General features: G+C 42.1%; 16 protein-coding genes. 13 read left to right on the top strand and 3 right to left on the bottom strand.

Going from position 1 to position 15,829, the window contains the following annotated elements:
* Positions 1 to 171 precede the first annotated feature (171 nt).
* From MK395_RS02585 to metG, 4 genes are all read left to right on the top strand, one after another.
* Entirely contained in the window at positions 172 to 1,356 is a 1,185-nt protein-coding gene (locus MK395_RS02585) for an efflux RND transporter periplasmic adaptor subunit (RefSeq protein WP_268711218.1), read from the top strand.
* Positions 1,340 to 2,041 (top strand): ABC transporter ATP-binding protein, encoded by a 702-nt coding sequence (locus MK395_RS02590; protein WP_268711219.1) that lies wholly within the window; start codon positions 1,340 to 1,342, stop codon positions 2,039 to 2,041. The genes MK395_RS02585 and MK395_RS02590 overlap by 17 nt, the downstream gene beginning before the upstream one ends.
* Positions 2,042 to 3,301, top strand: a complete 1,260-nt coding sequence (locus tag MK395_RS02595) for an ABC transporter permease (protein ID WP_242747776.1) — start codon at positions 2,042 to 2,044, stop codon at positions 3,299 to 3,301.
* 135 nt (positions 3,302 to 3,436) lie between these two features.
* Positions 3,437 to 5,434, top strand: coding sequence for a methionine--tRNA ligase (metG, locus tag MK395_RS02600; protein WP_268711220.1), 1,998 nt, complete (start codon positions 3,437 to 3,439; stop codon positions 5,432 to 5,434).
* A gap of 16 nt (positions 5,435 to 5,450) precedes the next feature.
* Here metG and MK395_RS02605 read toward each other — a convergent pair whose 3' ends face one another.
* The 3 genes from MK395_RS02605 to coaA form a co-directional block, all read right to left on the bottom strand.
* Positions 5,451 to 5,984: a DNA topology modulation protein gene (locus tag MK395_RS02605; RefSeq protein WP_000684210.1), complete on the bottom strand. Its 534-nt coding sequence runs from the start codon at positions 5,982 to 5,984 to the stop codon at positions 5,451 to 5,453.
* 52 nt (positions 5,985 to 6,036) lie between these two features.
* Positions 6,037 to 6,273: a 30S ribosomal protein S20 gene (gene rpsT, locus MK395_RS02610; RefSeq protein WP_001274000.1), complete on the bottom strand. Its 237-nt coding sequence runs from the start codon at positions 6,271 to 6,273 to the stop codon at positions 6,037 to 6,039.
* A 67-nt stretch (positions 6,274 to 6,340) separates the two neighbouring features.
* Entirely contained in the window at positions 6,341 to 7,261 is a 921-nt protein-coding gene (gene coaA, locus MK395_RS02615) for a type I pantothenate kinase (protein WP_268711221.1), read from the bottom strand.
* Positions 7,262 to 7,462: 201 nt separating this feature from the next.
* Between coaA and MK395_RS02620 the strand changes: the two genes are divergently transcribed.
* From MK395_RS02620 to MK395_RS02660, 9 genes are all read left to right on the top strand, one after another.
* Complete coding sequence (locus MK395_RS02620; RefSeq protein WP_268711222.1) at positions 7,463 to 7,867, top strand: hypothetical protein; 405 nt, start codon at positions 7,463 to 7,465, stop codon at positions 7,865 to 7,867.
* 202 nt (positions 7,868 to 8,069) lie between these two features.
* On the top strand, positions 8,070 to 8,660 hold the full coding sequence (locus tag MK395_RS02625; RefSeq protein WP_268699633.1) for a class I SAM-dependent methyltransferase: 591 nt from the start codon (positions 8,070 to 8,072) through the stop codon (positions 8,658 to 8,660).
* A complete protein-coding gene (locus MK395_RS02630; protein WP_268711223.1) occupies positions 8,657 to 9,934 on the top strand; it encodes a pyrimidine-nucleoside phosphorylase in 1,278 nt (425 codons plus the stop codon). The genes MK395_RS02625 and MK395_RS02630 overlap by 4 nt, the downstream gene beginning before the upstream one ends.
* Positions 9,935 to 9,953: 19 nt before the next feature.
* Positions 9,954 to 10,616 (top strand): deoxyribose-phosphate aldolase, encoded by a 663-nt coding sequence (gene deoC / locus MK395_RS02635; protein ID WP_268711224.1) that lies wholly within the window; start codon positions 9,954 to 9,956, stop codon positions 10,614 to 10,616.
* On the top strand, positions 10,603 to 10,992 hold the full coding sequence (locus MK395_RS02640) for a cytidine deaminase (protein WP_000246111.1): 390 nt from the start codon (positions 10,603 to 10,605) through the stop codon (positions 10,990 to 10,992). Before deoC ends, MK395_RS02640 begins: the two co-directional genes overlap by 14 nt.
* A 90-nt stretch (positions 10,993 to 11,082) precedes the next feature.
* Complete coding sequence (locus tag MK395_RS02645; protein ID WP_049477645.1) at positions 11,083 to 12,138, top strand: BMP family lipoprotein; 1,056 nt, start codon at positions 11,083 to 11,085, stop codon at positions 12,136 to 12,138.
* Between the two features lie 136 nt (positions 12,139 to 12,274).
* Entirely contained in the window at positions 12,275 to 13,810 is a 1,536-nt protein-coding gene (locus MK395_RS02650) for an ABC transporter ATP-binding protein (RefSeq protein ID WP_268711225.1), read from the top strand.
* Positions 13,803 to 14,861: an ABC transporter permease gene (locus MK395_RS02655; protein WP_000038684.1), complete on the top strand. Its 1,059-nt coding sequence runs from the start codon at positions 13,803 to 13,805 to the stop codon at positions 14,859 to 14,861. The genes MK395_RS02650 and MK395_RS02655 overlap by 8 nt, the downstream gene beginning before the upstream one ends.
* A gap of 2 nt (positions 14,862 to 14,863) precedes the next feature.
* Positions 14,864 to 15,820 (top strand): ABC transporter permease, encoded by a 957-nt coding sequence (locus MK395_RS02660; protein WP_000029131.1) that lies wholly within the window; start codon positions 14,864 to 14,866, stop codon positions 15,818 to 15,820.
* Positions 15,821 to 15,829: the final 9 nt, after the last annotated feature.

Here is a 15,829-nt window from a genome sequence, read left to right on the forward strand (position 1 = left end):
CAAATTCAAAAAGATATTGTATTATATATCTAGAACAATAACCCAATAAACGAATACCGAACGAAATAATGATCCTGAATTGTCATTGTTTCCATCTGAACTGTTATTGTTTGGGCTTGGTGTTTCTGATATAATGGTATTTGTAAGGCAAAAATATAAAGGAGCTTGAAAATGAAAAGAAATAAAAAGGCAAAAAAATGGCAATTATACACAGCGATTGGTATTGCCAGTGCTATTGTTATCGGTGCTGCGGGAATTTTGATTTTCAGACAACCTTCCCAGTCAGCAGTCAAGGATGAAACCTCTCATATCGTTACTGCTAAGGAAGGTTCCGTTGCTTCATCGGTTCTCTTGTCAGGTACGGTTACAGCAAAAAATGAACAATACGTTTATTTTGATGCTAGTAAGGGAGATTTAGATGAAATTCTCGTTTCGGTTGGAGACAAGGTCGAAGAAGGGCAAGCTTTGGTCAAATACAGCAGTGCGGATGCTCAAGCTGCCTATGATGCAGCAGATCGTGCAGTTGCAAAGGCAGACCGTCATATCGAGGAGTTAAATAAGGCTCGTGAAAATGCATCAGCTGTACCAGCTTCCCCACAAGTTCCAACAGAAGCTGGACTCCCAGAACAAGCGCAAGCAGCGACTTCTTCCGTATCCTCTATCGACTCTCAAATCAGTGATGCCAAGGATAACCGTGCAGATGCTGTTGCCCAACTCAACAAGGCTCAAGCTCAGCTAGATGCTGCAACTGTCCTCAGTACACTAGAGGGGACTGTAGTTGAAGTTAATCGTAATGTTTCCAAATCGCCAACAGGTAATAGCCAAGTGGTGGTACATGTTGTAAGTAATGAAAACTTGCAGGTCAAAGGGGAGTTGTCTGAATACAACCTTGCTAACCTTTCTGTTGGGCAAGAAGTTACCTTTACTTCGAAGGTTTATCAAGATAAGAGCTGGACAGGAAAAATCAGCTATATTTCTGATTATCCTAAAAACAATGGAGAAGCAGCAAATGCAGCCCTTGGAGGGAATACTGGATCTAAGTACCCTTATACTGTTGATGTGACTAGCGATATCGGTGAGTTGAAACAAGGCTTCTCTGTCAGTGTGGAAGTCAAAAATAAGAGTAAGGCCATCCTTGTTCCTTTGACAAGTGTTGTTACCGAAAATGACAAAAACTATGTCTGGATCGTTGACGACCAGAAAAAAGCGAAGAAGGTAGAAGTTACTTTGGGGAATGCGGACGCAGACAACCAAGAAATTACTTCAGGTTTGACAGACGGTGCCAAGGTCATCAGTAATCCAACATCTTCCTTGGAAGAAGGAAAAGAGGTGAAGGCTGATGAAGAAACTAATTAGTCTCAAAAATATCTGCAGGAGTTATCGAAATGGTGATCAAGAACTGCAGGTCCTTAAAAATATCAATCTAGAAGTTCATGAAGGTGAGTTTGTTGCCATTATGGGACCTTCTGGTTCTGGTAAGTCTACGTTGATGAATACCATCGGAATGTTGGATACACCAACCAGTGGAGAGTACTACCTTGAAGGGCAAGAAGTTGCAGGCCTTGGAGAGAAACAACTGGCCAAGGTCCGCAACCAGCAAATCGGCTTTGTCTTTCAGCAGTTCTTTCTCTTGTCCAAGCTCAATGCACTTCAAAACGTCGAGTTGCCCTTGATTTACGCTGGAGTTTCGGCTTCTAAACGTCGGAAATTGGCTGAGGAATTTCTGGAAAAGGTTGAGCTGACGGAGCGCAGTCATCATTTGCCTTCTGAGTTATCTGGTGGTCAAAAACAACGTGTAGCGATCGCCCGTGCCTTGGTAAATAATCCTTCTATCGTCCTAGCAGACGAACCCACAGGAGCCTTGGATACCAAGACAGGAAATCAAATCATGCAACTGTTGGTGGAGTTAAACAAGGAAGGGAAAACCATTATCATGGTCACGCATGAGCCTGAGATTGCCGCCTATGCCAAACGCCAAATTGTCATTCGTGATGGGGTTATCTCATCAGACAGTGCTCAGGTAGAAAAGGAGGAAAACTAGATGCAGAATCTGAAATTTGCCTTTTCATCCATTATGGCCCACAAGATGCGTTCCTTCCTCACCATGATCGGGATTATCATCGGAGTTTCGTCTGTCGTCGTCATCATGGCTTTGGGAGACTCCATGTCTCGCCAGGTCAATAAAAACATGACCAAATCACAAAAGGATATCCATGTCTTTTTCTCTCCTATCAAAAGCAAGGACGGCTCCTTCACGCAGAAACAATCCGCTTTGACAGTCAGTGGGAGAGAAGAGGATGTTCATGTTGAACCACCAAAACCACTGGAGTCTTGGGTCAAGGAGGCTGCCAAACTCAAAGGAGTAGACAGTTACTATGTCACTAATTCGACCAACGTTACCCTATCTTATAAGGATAAGAAGGTTGAACGAGCGACTCTGACAGGCGGAAATAGCACCTACATGAACGCAGTTGAAAATGAAATCGTTGCGGGTAGAAGTCTAAGACCGCAAGACTACAAGGAATTTGCCAGTGTGATTTTGTTGGATGAAGAACTAGCCAAGAGTTTGTTTGATAGTCCAGAAGCTGCGGTTAATCAAGTCATCTCTGTCAATGAATTTAGTTACCGTGTGATTGGCGTTTATACTAGCAATGAAGCTAAAACTGCTAAAGCCTTTGGGATTGGTGGTCTTCCAATTACGACCAATATCTCTCTTGCAGCCAATTTTAATACTGATGAAATCTCGAACATCGTCTTTCGTGTCAATGATACTAGTCTAACACAGACCTTGGGTCCAGAGTTGGCTCGAAAATTGACTGAGATTGCAGGTCTTCAGCAAGGGGAGTACCAAGTTGCGGATGCAACTGCAGCCTTCCAAGAGGTACAACAACTCTTTGGTTTTATGACAACCATTATCAGTGCCATCGCAGGAATCTCTCTCTTTGTCGGGGGAACTGGTGTTATGAATATCATGTTGGTTTCGGTGACAGAACGCACGCGTGAGATTGGTCTGCGGAAAGCTCTCGGAGCTACACGGGCTAATATCTTGGTACAGTTTTTGATTGAGTCTATGATCTTGACCTTGCTAGGTGGTGTCATCGGTCTTGGGATTGCTGCTGGAATGACCATGTTAGCCGGAGTATTGCTTCAAAACATGATTGCAGGTATCGAAGTTGGGGTTTCCCTCCCAATCGCTCTCTTTAGCTTGGCTGTGTCAGCCAGCGTTGGTATGATATTTGGAGTCTTGCCGGCCAATAAAGCCTCTAAGCTCGATCCAATCGAAGCCCTTCGTTATGAATAAGATATAGAGCAGAAAAAACAAGATGGACATTTGTCTGTCTTGTTTTTGTATGAATTTCTCTATCGAAAATCACTAAAAATATGATATAATGAAGTGTTAGAAAAACAGGTTTCATTAGCCTGGAAAGGAAATATTATGTCTGAAAAGAATTTTTATATTACAACACCGATTTACTATCCATCTGGTAAACTTCATATCGGTTCTGCCTACACAACCATTGCTTGTGATGTCTTAGCACGTTACAAACGTCTTATGGGCTACGATGTCTTTTATCTAACAGGTTTAGATGAGCATGGTCAAAAGATTCAACAAAAAGCAGAAGAAGCTGGTATTACACCACAAGCCTATGTTGATGGCATGGCGGTTGGAGTCAAAGAACTCTGGCAATTACTCGATATCTCATACGATAAATTTATCCGTACGACGGATGACTACCATGAAAAAGTAGTGGCGCAAGTCTTTGAACGCTTACTTGCTCAAGATGACATCTATTTAGGTGAATATTCTGGTTGGTATTCAGTCTCAGATGAGGAATTCTTTACAGAAAGCCAGCTTGCGGAAGTCTTTCGTGATGAAGCTGGAAATGTGACGGGCGGTATCGCTCCATCAGGTCACGAAGTGGAGTGGGTTTCAGAAGAGTCTTACTTCCTTCGCCTCAGCAAATACCAAGACCGTTTGGTTGAATTTTTCAAATCTCATCCTGAATTTATCACTCCTGATGGTCGCCTTAATGAAATGCTTCGCAACTTCATCGAGCCAGGTTTAGAAGATTTGGCAGTTTCTCGTACAACCTTTACATGGGGAGTACCAGTCCCATCAAATCCAAAACATGTTGTCTATGTTTGGATTGATGCTCTCCTTAACTATGCGACAGCTCTTGGTTACGGTCAAGATGAGCATGGTAACTTTGACAAGTTCTGGAACGGAACAGTCTTCCAAATGGTCGGAAAAGACATCCTTCGTTTCCACTCAATCTACTGGCCAATCCTTCTTATGATGTTGGATATCAAATTGCCAGACCGCTTGATTGCCCACGGTTGGTTTGTCATGAAAGACGGCAAGATGTCTAAGTCTAAAGGGAATGTCGTTTACCCTGAAATGCTGGTAGAACGCTATGGCCTCGATCCACTTCGTTACTACCTCATGCGTAGCCTTCCAGTTGGTTCAGATGGAACCTTCACTCCTGAAGACTATGTAGGTCGTATCAACTATGAATTGGCAAATGACCTAGGGAACCTCCTTAACCGTACAGTTTCCATGATTAATAAGTACTTTGATGGGCAAATTCCAGCCTATGTAGAAGGTGTGACTGAATTTGACAATGCTCTTGCTCAAGTAGCAGAGCAATCTATCGCAGACTACCATACACACATGGAAGCAGTTGACTACCCACGTGCTCTGGAAGCAGTCTGGACTCTTATCTCTCGTACCAACAAATACATCGATGAGACAGCCCCATGGGTCTTGGCTAAGGATGAAGCCCTTCGCGACCAATTAGCAAGTGTTATGAGCCATTTGGCAGCTAGCCTTCGTGTCGTTGCTCACTTGATTGAGCCCTTTATGATGGAAACCAGTCGTGCAGTCTTGACTCAACTTGGTTTGGAAGAAGTAGCAAGTCTTGAGAACTTGAGCTTGGCTGACTTCCCAGTAGATGTGACTGTAGTTGCCAAAGGGACACCAATCTTCCCACGTCTGGATATGGAAGAAGAAATCGCCTATATCAAGGAACAAATGGAAGGTAATAAACCAGCCGTCGAAAAAGAATGGAATCCAGATGAAGTTGAACTCAAACTAAACAAGGAAGAAATCAAGTTTGAAGACTTTGATAAGGTCGAAATCCGTGTTGCAGAGGTCAAAGAAGTGTCTAAAGTAGAAGGTTCTGACAAGTTGCTCCAATTCCGCCTCGATGCAGGTGATGGCGAAGACCGTCAAATCCTCTCAGGAATTGCCAAATACTATCCAAACGAACAAGAATTGGTCGGCAAGAAGATCCAAATCGTTGCCAACCTCAAACCACGCAAGATGATGAAAAAATATGTCAGTCAAGGAATGATCCTCTCAGCTGAACATGAAGGCAAATTAACCCTTCTCACAGTTGATCCAGCTGTACCAAACGGAAGTGTGATTGGCTAATAGCAAAAAACCAACGTTAGGCACGTTGGTTTTTCTTGTTATGCGCGAGATTTTCTAAGAAGTAATCCATCTCCTTTTGCGACCGGAGGACAATTACTTTCTCAGGGTAGGTTTCTTGAACCCGTTGATAGCGTTCTTTAGCATGTTTTGTCCGCCCATCCCAGAGAATCCATCGGATAAAATCCCAGTCAAAGCGTTCAGGACAGCCTGCTGCCATACTTTCTCTGACTTTACCTCGGTATGTGAGATACCGTTTAAAGGCTCGAAAGAGACAAGTCCATGGGGAAAAGTTGAGAAAGATGATTTGGTCAGCTTCCAGCATTCTTTCTTCATAGCAACACCAAGAGTAGTTGCCGTCGATGACCCAAGCTTCGTGCTTTGTGAGAAAGTTTTTCATCTCGGTCAACATCCATTCGCGGTCACTGTCTTGCCAACCAGGTTGAAATTGAAGTGTATCCATATGCAGTTTGGGGATGGAGTAGTAGTTTGACAACTTTTCAGCTAGAGTTGACTTGCCAGCTCCAGAATATCCTATAATTGCGATTTTCATTTTCTACCTTTTCTGATTAGAGGACAAAAAAACAGCCTCTATGGACTGTTTCTTATTTAGCAAGTTTAGCTGAAAGACGAGCTTTATCGCGGCTTGCTTTGTTTTTATGAATCAAACCTTTAGTTTCTGCTTTGTCGATAGCTGAGCTAGCAGCACGGAAAAGTTCTTCAGAAGGGTTTGCTTCGAAAGCTTTGATAGCAGTACGCATAGCTGATTTTTGAGCTGAGTTTTTTTCGTTTTGTTTAACGTTCAATTCAGCGCGTTTGATAGCTGATTTAATGTTTGCCAATGTTCTTACCTCCATATTTACTAACTATACCATTATATATGAAAACTTAGGTTTTGACAAGGGGAAATTATTTTTTTAGGTAAATTTCATCGATTTCATGGTTTTTAGTCTTGTGGAGAATAACCTCAGCACGATTCCTTGTCGGTTCGATATAGTTTTGTAGATTTGTGAGATTAATGCTGGTCCAAACCTGGTGAGCAAAGGCTTCAACTTCTCTAATCGGCATTTGCGTAAAGCGGTGGTAGTAGCTGTTGGGATCATTTTGGGCAAAGCTGAGCAGCTTTAAGAAACGATCCAGATACCAGCTTTCAATGTCTTCAACTGCTGCATCCACATAGATGGAGAAATCAAAGAAATCAGTAATGTAAAGGCGCTCATTTTGAGGGATTTGAAAGACATTGATGCCTTCGACAATGACAAAATCAGCAGCTTTGACACGTTGTTTCTCTCCAGGAACGATGTCATACACTTCATGAGAATAGACAGGAATATCGACATCTTGCCCATTCTTTAGGCGGTCAAGAAAATTCAGCAAGGCTTCCATATCATAACTTTCAGGAAAACCTTTGCGATTTAAGATATCTTGGTCAATCAAGGTTTGATTGGGATAGAGAAAACCGTCAGTCGTCACCAATTCTACAGTAGCATCTGGAAGAGTGCGTGATAGAAGAATCTGAAGTAAGCGACTAGTGGTCGACTTCCCCACAGCAACACTTCCAGAAACCCCAATAATAAAAGGTTGGGATTTGCTTTCACGTTGGAGAAAAATTCCTTTTGAAAAAGCCAAATCATCCTTGGTGCGCTTGTAAATATGGATAAGATGAACTAGGGGAAGATAGACATCTGTTACGTCCTGTAGACTAATCTGGTCATTGAAACTCTTGATGGATTCTAACTCTTCCTCTGTCAAGGGAGGGGTTGTTTTGCGATGCAATGATTGCCAAGTCTGGCGACTGATTTTTTCAAAATGTAAAAATTCGTTGGTCATTTGTTTTCCCCTAGATATTTTGTTTATCATACCATAAAAAGCTAAAAAGATAAAGCGGTTTCTTGATGGTAGTAAGTCAATATCGTATAATAGAGGTAGATGGAGGTTGAATAATTTAATGATGAGATAGGGAATTGTTTCTGAAGACTTATCAGTTATTGAAAGTGGGCTTTTTGGTTCACAACTTATTGGAGGTGTGTCATGAAAATCTTAAAACGTTATATATTGGAACTCTGTTTTATTTTAAGTTTTGCCTTACCTTTTATAAGGGGAGCGAATGCGGATAATGGTAGACGCTTTGTGGAAATCTATTACGGTTTTACTTTTTTGATGGAACATGCCATTGTAACAGTTGTCTTTATCTGTTCGCTCTTGATTGCTTGGCTAGTAAAAAAGCAGTGGACGAAATGGCTTGCGACTGGTAGTTATCTATTTTTGATTTTGTGGATTGCTACAGAAGGATATCTATTCCGTATGTCACTAGAAGATTTGATACGACTTTGGACAAGTTTGGAAATCTTGACACAAACTTATCAGTTGGGTTTTTATCTAAACATCATATTGGGAATCTTGTTGATAATAAAGTATTTTAAGGTTAAGAAATAGTAATAAAAATGCGCCCGATTGCAGACGAACTGTTTTTTCCTAACTATGATAATTTGTAGTTCCCGATAGATTGTAATGTATTTCTAATAATTGAAAGAGATTGAAGAAAAGGTTTTTTGACTAGGATTCTTCAGTCTTTTTCATTTGATCATCACTTTGTAAACGATTTACAATTCAAGCCAAATTATGGTAAAATAGTTTTATGAGTAAAATGTATTATGCAGAAAATCCTGATGCTGCTCACGACATTCATGAGTTGAGAGTGGAGTTGTTGGGAGAAAACATGACCTTTTTGACGGATGCGGGTGTTTTTAGCAAGAAAATGGTTGACTTTGGGAGTCAGCTCTTGCTCAAGTGCCTAGAGGTCAACAAAGGAGAAACAGTCCTTGATGTGGGTTGTGGTTATGGGCCATTGGGTTTGTCATTGGCCAAGGCTTATGGAGCTCAGGCAACCATGGTTGATATCAATAATCGTGCCTTGGACCTAGCGCGACAAAATGCTGAACGTAATAAAGTAGAAGCGACGATTTTCCAATCCAATATCTATGAACAAGTTGAGGGGAAGTTTGACCATGTCATTTCCAATCCGCCGATTCGAGCGGGCAAACAGGTTGTTCATGAGATTATCGAAAAGAGCAGAGATTTCTTGAAAGACAGAGGAGATTTAACCATCGTCATTCAGAAAAAACAAGGGGCTCCAAGTGCCAAAAGCAAGATGGAAGATGTTTTTGGAAATTGTGAAATCGTAAAGAAAGATAAGGGATATTATATCCTTAGAAGTGTGAAAGAATGAGAGCAGTTGATTTAATTCAAAAGAAACGAGATGGTCAAGAACTGACTGCAGCTGAAATCAAGTGGCTAGTAGAAGGCTATGTGGCAGGAACTGTTCCAGACTATCAAATGTCTGCTTTTGCTATGGCTGTTTATTTTAAAGGAATGACCACACGTGAGATTTCTGACCTGACGATGAATATGGTCAAGACAGGTCAGGAGTTTGATTTGTCAGCTATTGAGGGGGTTAAAGTTGATAAGCATTCGACTGGTGGTGTAGGTGATAAGGTGACCTTGATTTTGGCTCCCCTTGTTGCGAGTTTCGGCGTTCCTGTTGCTAAGATGAGTGGTCGAGGTCTTGGCCATACTGGTGGAACAATTGATAAATTGGAGTCTATTAAGGGATATCAAGTTGAGCGAAGTCAAGAAGATTTCATTCGTCAGGTACAGGACATTGGTGTATCTGTTATTGGGCAGTCCGATCAGCTGGTTAAAGCAGACAAACTTCTCTATGCCCTCCGTGATGTGACAGCAACTGTCGACACGATTCCTTTGATTGCTAGTTCGGTGATGAGCAAGAAAATTGCTGCAGGAGCGGATGCCATTTTGCTAGACGTAACGGTCGGTGAGGGTGCCTTCATGAAGACGGTTGATGAGGCGCGCGAATTGGCTCAAACAATGGTGGAACTTGGTAAGGCTGTTGGTCGAAAGACAGTAGCAGTCATTACCGATATGAGCCAGCCCTTGGGAAGAGCCATTGGGAATCGTCTCGAAATCCTTGAGGCAATCGAGATTCTCCAAGGGAAAGGCCGTCAGGATATTACCCACTTTATCTGTGAATTGGCTCAGATTATGCTTGGCTTGGCTGATGTTGAGAAAACGATCGAGGAAATCCGTCAACACCTGGAAAATGGCCAAGCACTGGCTAAGTTTGAAGAAATGGTAGCAGCACAAGGCGGCGATTTAGAAGATCTCTATCGCCCCGTCAAGGTTGCCCATGTGGTGGAAATCCATGCTCAAGAAACGGGTGTTATTTCAGCCCTTCCAGCTATGGAATTTGGGCTCTATGCCATGAGACTAGGAGCTGGTCGTGCAGTCAAGTCTGATGACTTGGACTATGAAACAGGGATTGTTTTTGAAAAGAAAGTTGGAGATTCCGTTCAAAAGGGTGAAATTGTTGCAAAAGTTTATACAAATGGAAAAATTTCTTCTGAACTAGTTACAGAATTTCAAAAATATGTTAAAATAAATGATGGAGTGCAAAGTTTACGAGAAATTATAGAAATTATCTCATAAAACCAGGGAGAATCCGAATATGAAGTTAAATAAATATATTGATCATACGCTTTTAAAGCAAGATGCAAGCCAAGAACAAATTGATCGTTTGCTATCTGAAGCGCGTGAGTATGACTTTGCCAGCGTTTGTGTTAATCCCACATGGGTTAAACATGCGAAAACAGGGCTTGAAGGCTCAGATGTAAAGGTTTGTACAGTAGTAGGTTTTCCTTTGGGAGCAACAACTTCAGCTGTGAAAGCTTTTGAAACAAAGGAAGCTGTCCAAAATGGTGCAGATGAGATTGATATGGTTATCAATGTCGGTGCCCTCAAATCAGGCAATCTGGATTTGGTTGAATCGGACATTCGTGCTGTCGTAGAAGCAAGTGGTGACAAGCTGGTGAAAGTCATTATCGAAGCTTGCTTGTTGACAGACGATGAAAAGGTTGTGGCCTGCCAATTATCCCAGAAAGCAGGAGCTAACTTTGTCAAAACATCAACTGGATTTTCAACTGGTGGTGCTACTATAGAGGATGTTCAGTTGATGCGTAAAACAGTCGGGCCAGATATGGGAGTTAAGGCAGCTGGTGGAGCTCGTTCATATGCGGATGCTGTCGCTTTTGTGGAAGCAGGCGCTACCCGTATCGGAACATCTGCTGGAGTTGCGATTTTAAAAGGAGAATTGGCAGATGGCGACTACTGAGTTGATTGAACTAGCAATTGAAACCAGCAAACAAGCCTATGTCCCCTATTCTCACTTTCCTATCGGAGCTGTTTTAGTAGCCAAGGATGGTAGTATTTATACGGGTGTGAACATCGAGAATGCTAGCTATCCCTTGACTAATTGTGGAGAACGTACTGCTATTTTCAAAGCAGTTTCGGAGGGGCAACGGGAGTTTTCTGAGTTAATTGTCTACGGACAAACTGAAAAACCCATCTCGCCATGTGGTGCTTGCCGCCAGGTCATGGTTGAATTTTTTGAACAAGATCTAAAAGTGACCTTAGTCGCTAAAGATAAATCGACGGTCGAGATGACGGTCGGGGAGTTACTTCCATACTCATTTACAGACTTAAATTAGTCTGGGTCACTCTTGTAGTGGCTGTGGTCTGTGTGACCAAACAATCCATACTTGCAACATCGTTGCACATCTTATTTAGGAGGTTCAGTAATGAACAAGAAACAATGGCTAGGCCTTGGTCTAGTTGCAGTAGCAGCAGTTGGACTTGCTGCATGTGGTAACCGCTCTTCTCGTAACGCAGCTTCATCTTCATCAGAAATGAAGACCAAAGCAGCAATCGTAACAGATACTGGTGGTGTTGATGATAAATCATTTAACCAATCAGCTTGGGAAGGTTTGCAAGACTGGGGTAAAGAACACAATCTTTCTAAAGATAAAGGTTACACTTACTTCCAATCAACAAGCGAAGCAGACTATGCTAACAACTTGCAACAAGCGGCTGGAAGTTACAACCTGATCTTCGGTGTTGGTTTTGCCCTTCACAATGCAGTTGAGGAAGCAGCAAAAGACCACTCTGACCTAAACTATGTCTTGATTGATGATGTGATTGAAGGTCAAAAGAATGTTGCGAGCGTAAGATTTGCGGATAACGAAGCAGCTTACCTTGCTGGTGTTGCAGCAGCGAAAACTACGAAAACAAAACAAGTTGGTTTTGTAGGTGGTATCGAATCTGAAGTTATTTCACGTTTTGCAGCTGGATTCAAAGCTGGTGTTGAGTCAGTAGACCCATCTATCAAAGTCCAAGTTGACTACGCTGGTTCATTTGGTGATGCTGCCAAAGGTAAAACAATCGCAGCAGCTCAATACGCTGCCGGTGCAGACGTTGTCTACCAAGCAGCTGGTGGTACAGGTGCTGGTGTCTTTGCTGAAGCAAAATCATTAAATGAAAACAAAAATGAAGACGAAAAAGTTTGGGTTATCGGTGTAGACCGTGACCAAGCAGCAGAAGGTAAATACACTTCTAAAGATGGTAAAGAATCTAACTTCGTTCTTGTATCTACATTGAAACAAGTTGGTACAACTGTAAAAGATATTGCCAACAAAACAGAAAAAGGTGAATTCCCTGGTGGACAAGTGATTGTTTACTCATTGAAAGATAAAGGGGTTGAGCTAGCAGTAACAAACCTTTCAGAAGAAGGTAAAAAAGCTGTTGAAGATGCAAAAGCTAAGATCCTTGACGGAAGCGTAAAAGTTCCTGAAAAATAATGGATAAAAGTCATTTCTTAGGAAGCGGCCATTGGTCGCTTCTTTAAGAATTGAGGCAATTTTTGTCTCAATAGAGCTTGTTAATGTGATTAGCAGGTTTTATTGAAATAAAATAAACCTCTGAAAGGAAGAGCATATGGCACACGAAAATGTCATTGAGATGCGGGATATTACCAAGGTGTTTGGTGAATTTGTAGCAAACGACAAAATCAACTTGCAACTGCGAAAAGGTGAAATCCATGCACTTTTAGGAGAAAATGGAGCGGGTAAATCCACTTTGATGAATATGCTGGCAGGACTTCTTGAACCAACGAGTGGTGAAATTGTGGTGAATGGTCAGATTGTAAAACTAGACTCACCATCTAAAGCCGCTGGTCTTGGAATTGGGATGGTTCACCAACATTTTATGTTGGTTGAGGCTTTTACAGTAGCTGAAAATATCATTTTAGGGAGTGAAATCACTAAAAATGGTGTTCTAGATATAGCTGGTGCTACTAAAGAAATCAAGGCTCTTTCTGAACGTTATGGTTTGGCAGTAGATCCTGCTGCTAAGGTGGCGGATATTTCCGTTGGTGCCCAACAACGTGTAGAAATCTTGAAAACACTCTATCGTGGTGCTGATATCCTTATCTTTGACGAACCTACAGCCGTATTGACTCCTTCAGAGATTGATGAGTTGATGGCAATCATGAAAAACCTTGTCAAAGAAGGGAAGTCCATCATTTTGATTACCCATAAACTGGATGAGATTCGTGCGGTATCGAATCGAGTGACGGTTATCCGTCGTGGGAAATCAATCCAGACGGTTGAAATCGCAGGAGCAACAAATGCGGACTTGGCAGAAATGATGGTTGGACGCTCAGTCTCCTTTAAAACGGAAAAACAAGCACCACAACCCAAAGAAGTGGTCTTGTCTATCAAAGACTTGGTTGTCAATGAAAACCGCGGTGTACCAGCTGTGAAGAATCTTTCTTTGGATGTTCGTGCTGGTGAAATTGTTGGTATTGCAGGTATTGATGGCAATGGTCAGTCTGAACTCATTCAAGCCATTACTGGTCTTCGTAAGGTTGAGTCAGGTAGCGTTGAATTAAAAGGCGAATCAATTGTGGGAATGCATCCTCGACAAATTACAGAACTAAGCGTGGGGCACGTTCCTGAGGATCGTCACCGGGATGGCTTGATTTTGGAGATGATGATTTCAGAAAATATCGCTCTTCAAACCTACTACAAAGAACCACTCAGCAAAAATGGCATCTTGAACTATGCCAATATCACTTCACATGCTAAGAAATTAATGGAAGAATTTGATGTTCGTGCGGCAAGCGAATTTGTTCCAGCAGCTGCTCTTTCAGGAGGAAATCAACAAAAAGCGATTATCGCTCGTGAGATTGATCGTGATCCTGATCTCCTTATCGTCAGCCAGCCAACTCGTGGTTTGGATGTCGGTGCCATTGAATATATCCACAAACGTTTGATTGAAGAGCGTGATAACGGTAAGGCTGTCCTTGTTGTCAGCTTTGAATTGGATGAGATTTTAAATGTCTCAGACCGAATTGCTGTTATTCACGATGGTAAGATTCAAGGTATTGTATCGCCAGAAACAACTAACAAACAAGAACTTGGTGTCTTGATGGCAGGTGGAAACTTGGGAAAGGAGAAGAGTGATGTCTAAAAAATTACAACAAATTTCGGTTCCCTTGATTTCCGTATTCTTAGGAATCTTGCTCGGAGCCATTGTCATGTGGATCTTCGGATATGATGCTATCTGGGGTTATGAGGAGTTGTTCTATACAGCTTTTGGTAGCCTCCGTGGAATTGGAGAAATTTTCCGTGCCATGGGTCCTCTTGTCTTGATAGGTCTTGGTTTCGCAGTTGCCAGTCGAGCAGGTTTCTTTAACGTTGGACTTCCTGGTCAAGCACTTGCAGGCTGGATTCTCAGTGGTTGGTTTGCCTTGTCAAATCCAGATATGCCTCGTCTCGTTTTGATTCCATTGACAGTGATCATTGCTTTGATTGCAGGTGGAATTGTTGGAGCGATTCCAGGTATCCTCAGAGCCTATCTCGGTACGTCAGAGGTTATCGTGACCATCATGATGAACTACATTGTATTGTATGTGGGAAATGCCTTTATTCATGCCTTTCCTAAAGATATTATGCAAAGTACAGACTCAACGATTCGTGTGAGTGCCAATGCTACATACCAGACACCATGGTTATCAGAGTTGACTGGAAATTCCCGTATGAATATCGGAATCTTCTTTGCAATCATTGCTGTTGGCGTGATTTGGTTCTTGCTCAAGAAAACGACTCTCGGTTTTGAAATTCGTGCAGTTGGTCTTAATCCCCATGCTTCAGAGTACGCTGGTATTTCAGCAAAACGTACAATCATTCTATCAATGATTATCTCTGGTGCCTTGGCTGGTCTTGGTGGAGCGGTCGAAGGTCTTGGAACTTTCCAAAACGTTTACGTTCAGGGATCATCATTAGCTATCGGATTTAACGGGATGGCAGTTAGTTTGCTTGCTGGAAATTCACCAATTGGAATTCTCTTTGCAGCCTTCTTATTTGGAGTTTTGCAAGTAGGAGCACCGGGTATGAATGCAGCACAAGTTCCGTCTGAGCTTGTCAGCATTGTAACAGCGTCTATTATCTTCTTTGTCAGTGTTCACTACATTATCGAACGCTTTGTCAAACCTAAAAAACAAGTTAAAGGAGGTAAGTAAGGATGTCTATTACAACATTACTCACCCTCTTGGTCTCTTCTATGCTGATTTACTCAGCACCACTTATTTTTACGAGTATCGGAGGAGTTTTCTCTGAACGTGGTGGTGTCGTTAACGTCGGTCTTGAAGGAATTATGGTTATGGGAGCCTTTTCTGGGGTTGTCTTTAACCTTGAGTTTGCAGAACAACTTGGAGCAGCTACTCCTTGGATTTCCTTGTTAGTTGCTGGTATCGTGGGAGCTATTTTCTCCCTCATCCATGCAGTCGCTACAGTTCATTTCCGTGCGGACCATGTTGTCAGTGGTACAGTATTGAACTTGATGGCTCCTGCCTTAGCAGTTTTCTTGGTTAAAGTTCTTTATAACAAAGGGCAAACGGATAACTTAAGCCAGACTTTTGGACGTTTTGATTTCCCAGTTTTGGCTGACATCCCTGTGATTGGAGATATCTTCTTCAAGTCAACCAGTCTACTAGGTTATATCGCTATTGCCTTCTCTTTCCTTGCTTGGTTTATCCTCTTCAAGACCCGCTTTGGTCTTCGCCTTCGCTCTGTTGGTGAACACCCTCAAGCAGCGGATACCTTGGGAATTAATGTCTACAAGATGCGATATCTTGGGGTTATCATTTCAGGTTTCCTAGGGGGAATTGGGGGAGCGATTTATGCTCAATCAATCTCTGTCAATTTCTCAGTAACGACTATTGTCGGTCCTGGATTTATTGCCCTTGCTGCGATGATCTTTGGTAAATGGAACCCAATTGGTGCTATGCTTTCTAGTCTCTTCTTCGGACTTTCACAAAGTTTGGCTGTTATCGGTTCTCAATTACCTTTCCTACAAGGAGTGCCAGCGGTTTACCTTCAAATCGCCCCTTATGTCTTGACCATTCTTGTCTTGGCAGCCTTTTTTGGAAAAGCAGTTGCACCTAAGGCAGACGGTATCAACTACATCAAATCAAAATAAGCATACAAA

Source organism: Streptococcus oralis, from assembly GCF_026782085.1.
GTDB classification, from domain to species: Bacteria; Bacillota; Bacilli; order Lactobacillales; family Streptococcaceae; genus Streptococcus; species Streptococcus oralis_DA.

Coding starts and splice junctions, on each gene's coding strand:
- MK395_RS02625 (WP_268699633.1), top strand. CDS start 8,070: ATGAGTAAAATGTATTATGCAGAAAATCCTGATGCTGCTCACGACATT.
- MK395_RS02655 (WP_000038684.1), top strand. CDS start 13,803: ATGTCTAAAAAATTACAACAAATTTCGGTTCCCTTGATTTCCGTATTC.
- MK395_RS02645 (WP_049477645.1), top strand. CDS start 11,083: ATGAACAAGAAACAATGGCTAGGCCTTGGTCTAGTTGCAGTAGCAGCA.
- deoC (WP_268711224.1), top strand. CDS start 9,954: ATGAAGTTAAATAAATATATTGATCATACGCTTTTAAAGCAAGATGCA.
- MK395_RS02620 (WP_268711222.1), top strand. CDS start 7,463: ATGAAAATCTTAAAACGTTATATATTGGAACTCTGTTTTATTTTAAGT.
- MK395_RS02660 (WP_000029131.1), top strand. CDS start 14,864: ATGTCTATTACAACATTACTCACCCTCTTGGTCTCTTCTATGCTGATT.
- MK395_RS02650 (WP_268711225.1), top strand. CDS start 12,275: ATGGCACACGAAAATGTCATTGAGATGCGGGATATTACCAAGGTGTTT.
- MK395_RS02595 (WP_242747776.1), top strand. CDS start 2,042: ATGCAGAATCTGAAATTTGCCTTTTCATCCATTATGGCCCACAAGATG.
- MK395_RS02630 (WP_268711223.1), top strand. CDS start 8,657: ATGAGAGCAGTTGATTTAATTCAAAAGAAACGAGATGGTCAAGAACTG.
- MK395_RS02585 (WP_268711218.1), top strand. CDS start 172: ATGAAAAGAAATAAAAAGGCAAAAAAATGGCAATTATACACAGCGATT.
- coaA (WP_268711221.1), bottom strand. CDS start 7,261: ATGACCAACGAATTTTTACATTTTGAAAAAATCAGTCGCCAGACTTGG.
- MK395_RS02605 (WP_000684210.1), bottom strand. CDS start 5,984: ATGAAAATCGCAATTATAGGATATTCTGGAGCTGGCAAGTCAACTCTA.
- MK395_RS02590 (WP_268711219.1), top strand. CDS start 1,340: ATGAAGAAACTAATTAGTCTCAAAAATATCTGCAGGAGTTATCGAAAT.
- MK395_RS02640 (WP_000246111.1), top strand. CDS start 10,603: ATGGCGACTACTGAGTTGATTGAACTAGCAATTGAAACCAGCAAACAA.
- metG (WP_268711220.1), top strand. CDS start 3,437: ATGTCTGAAAAGAATTTTTATATTACAACACCGATTTACTATCCATCT.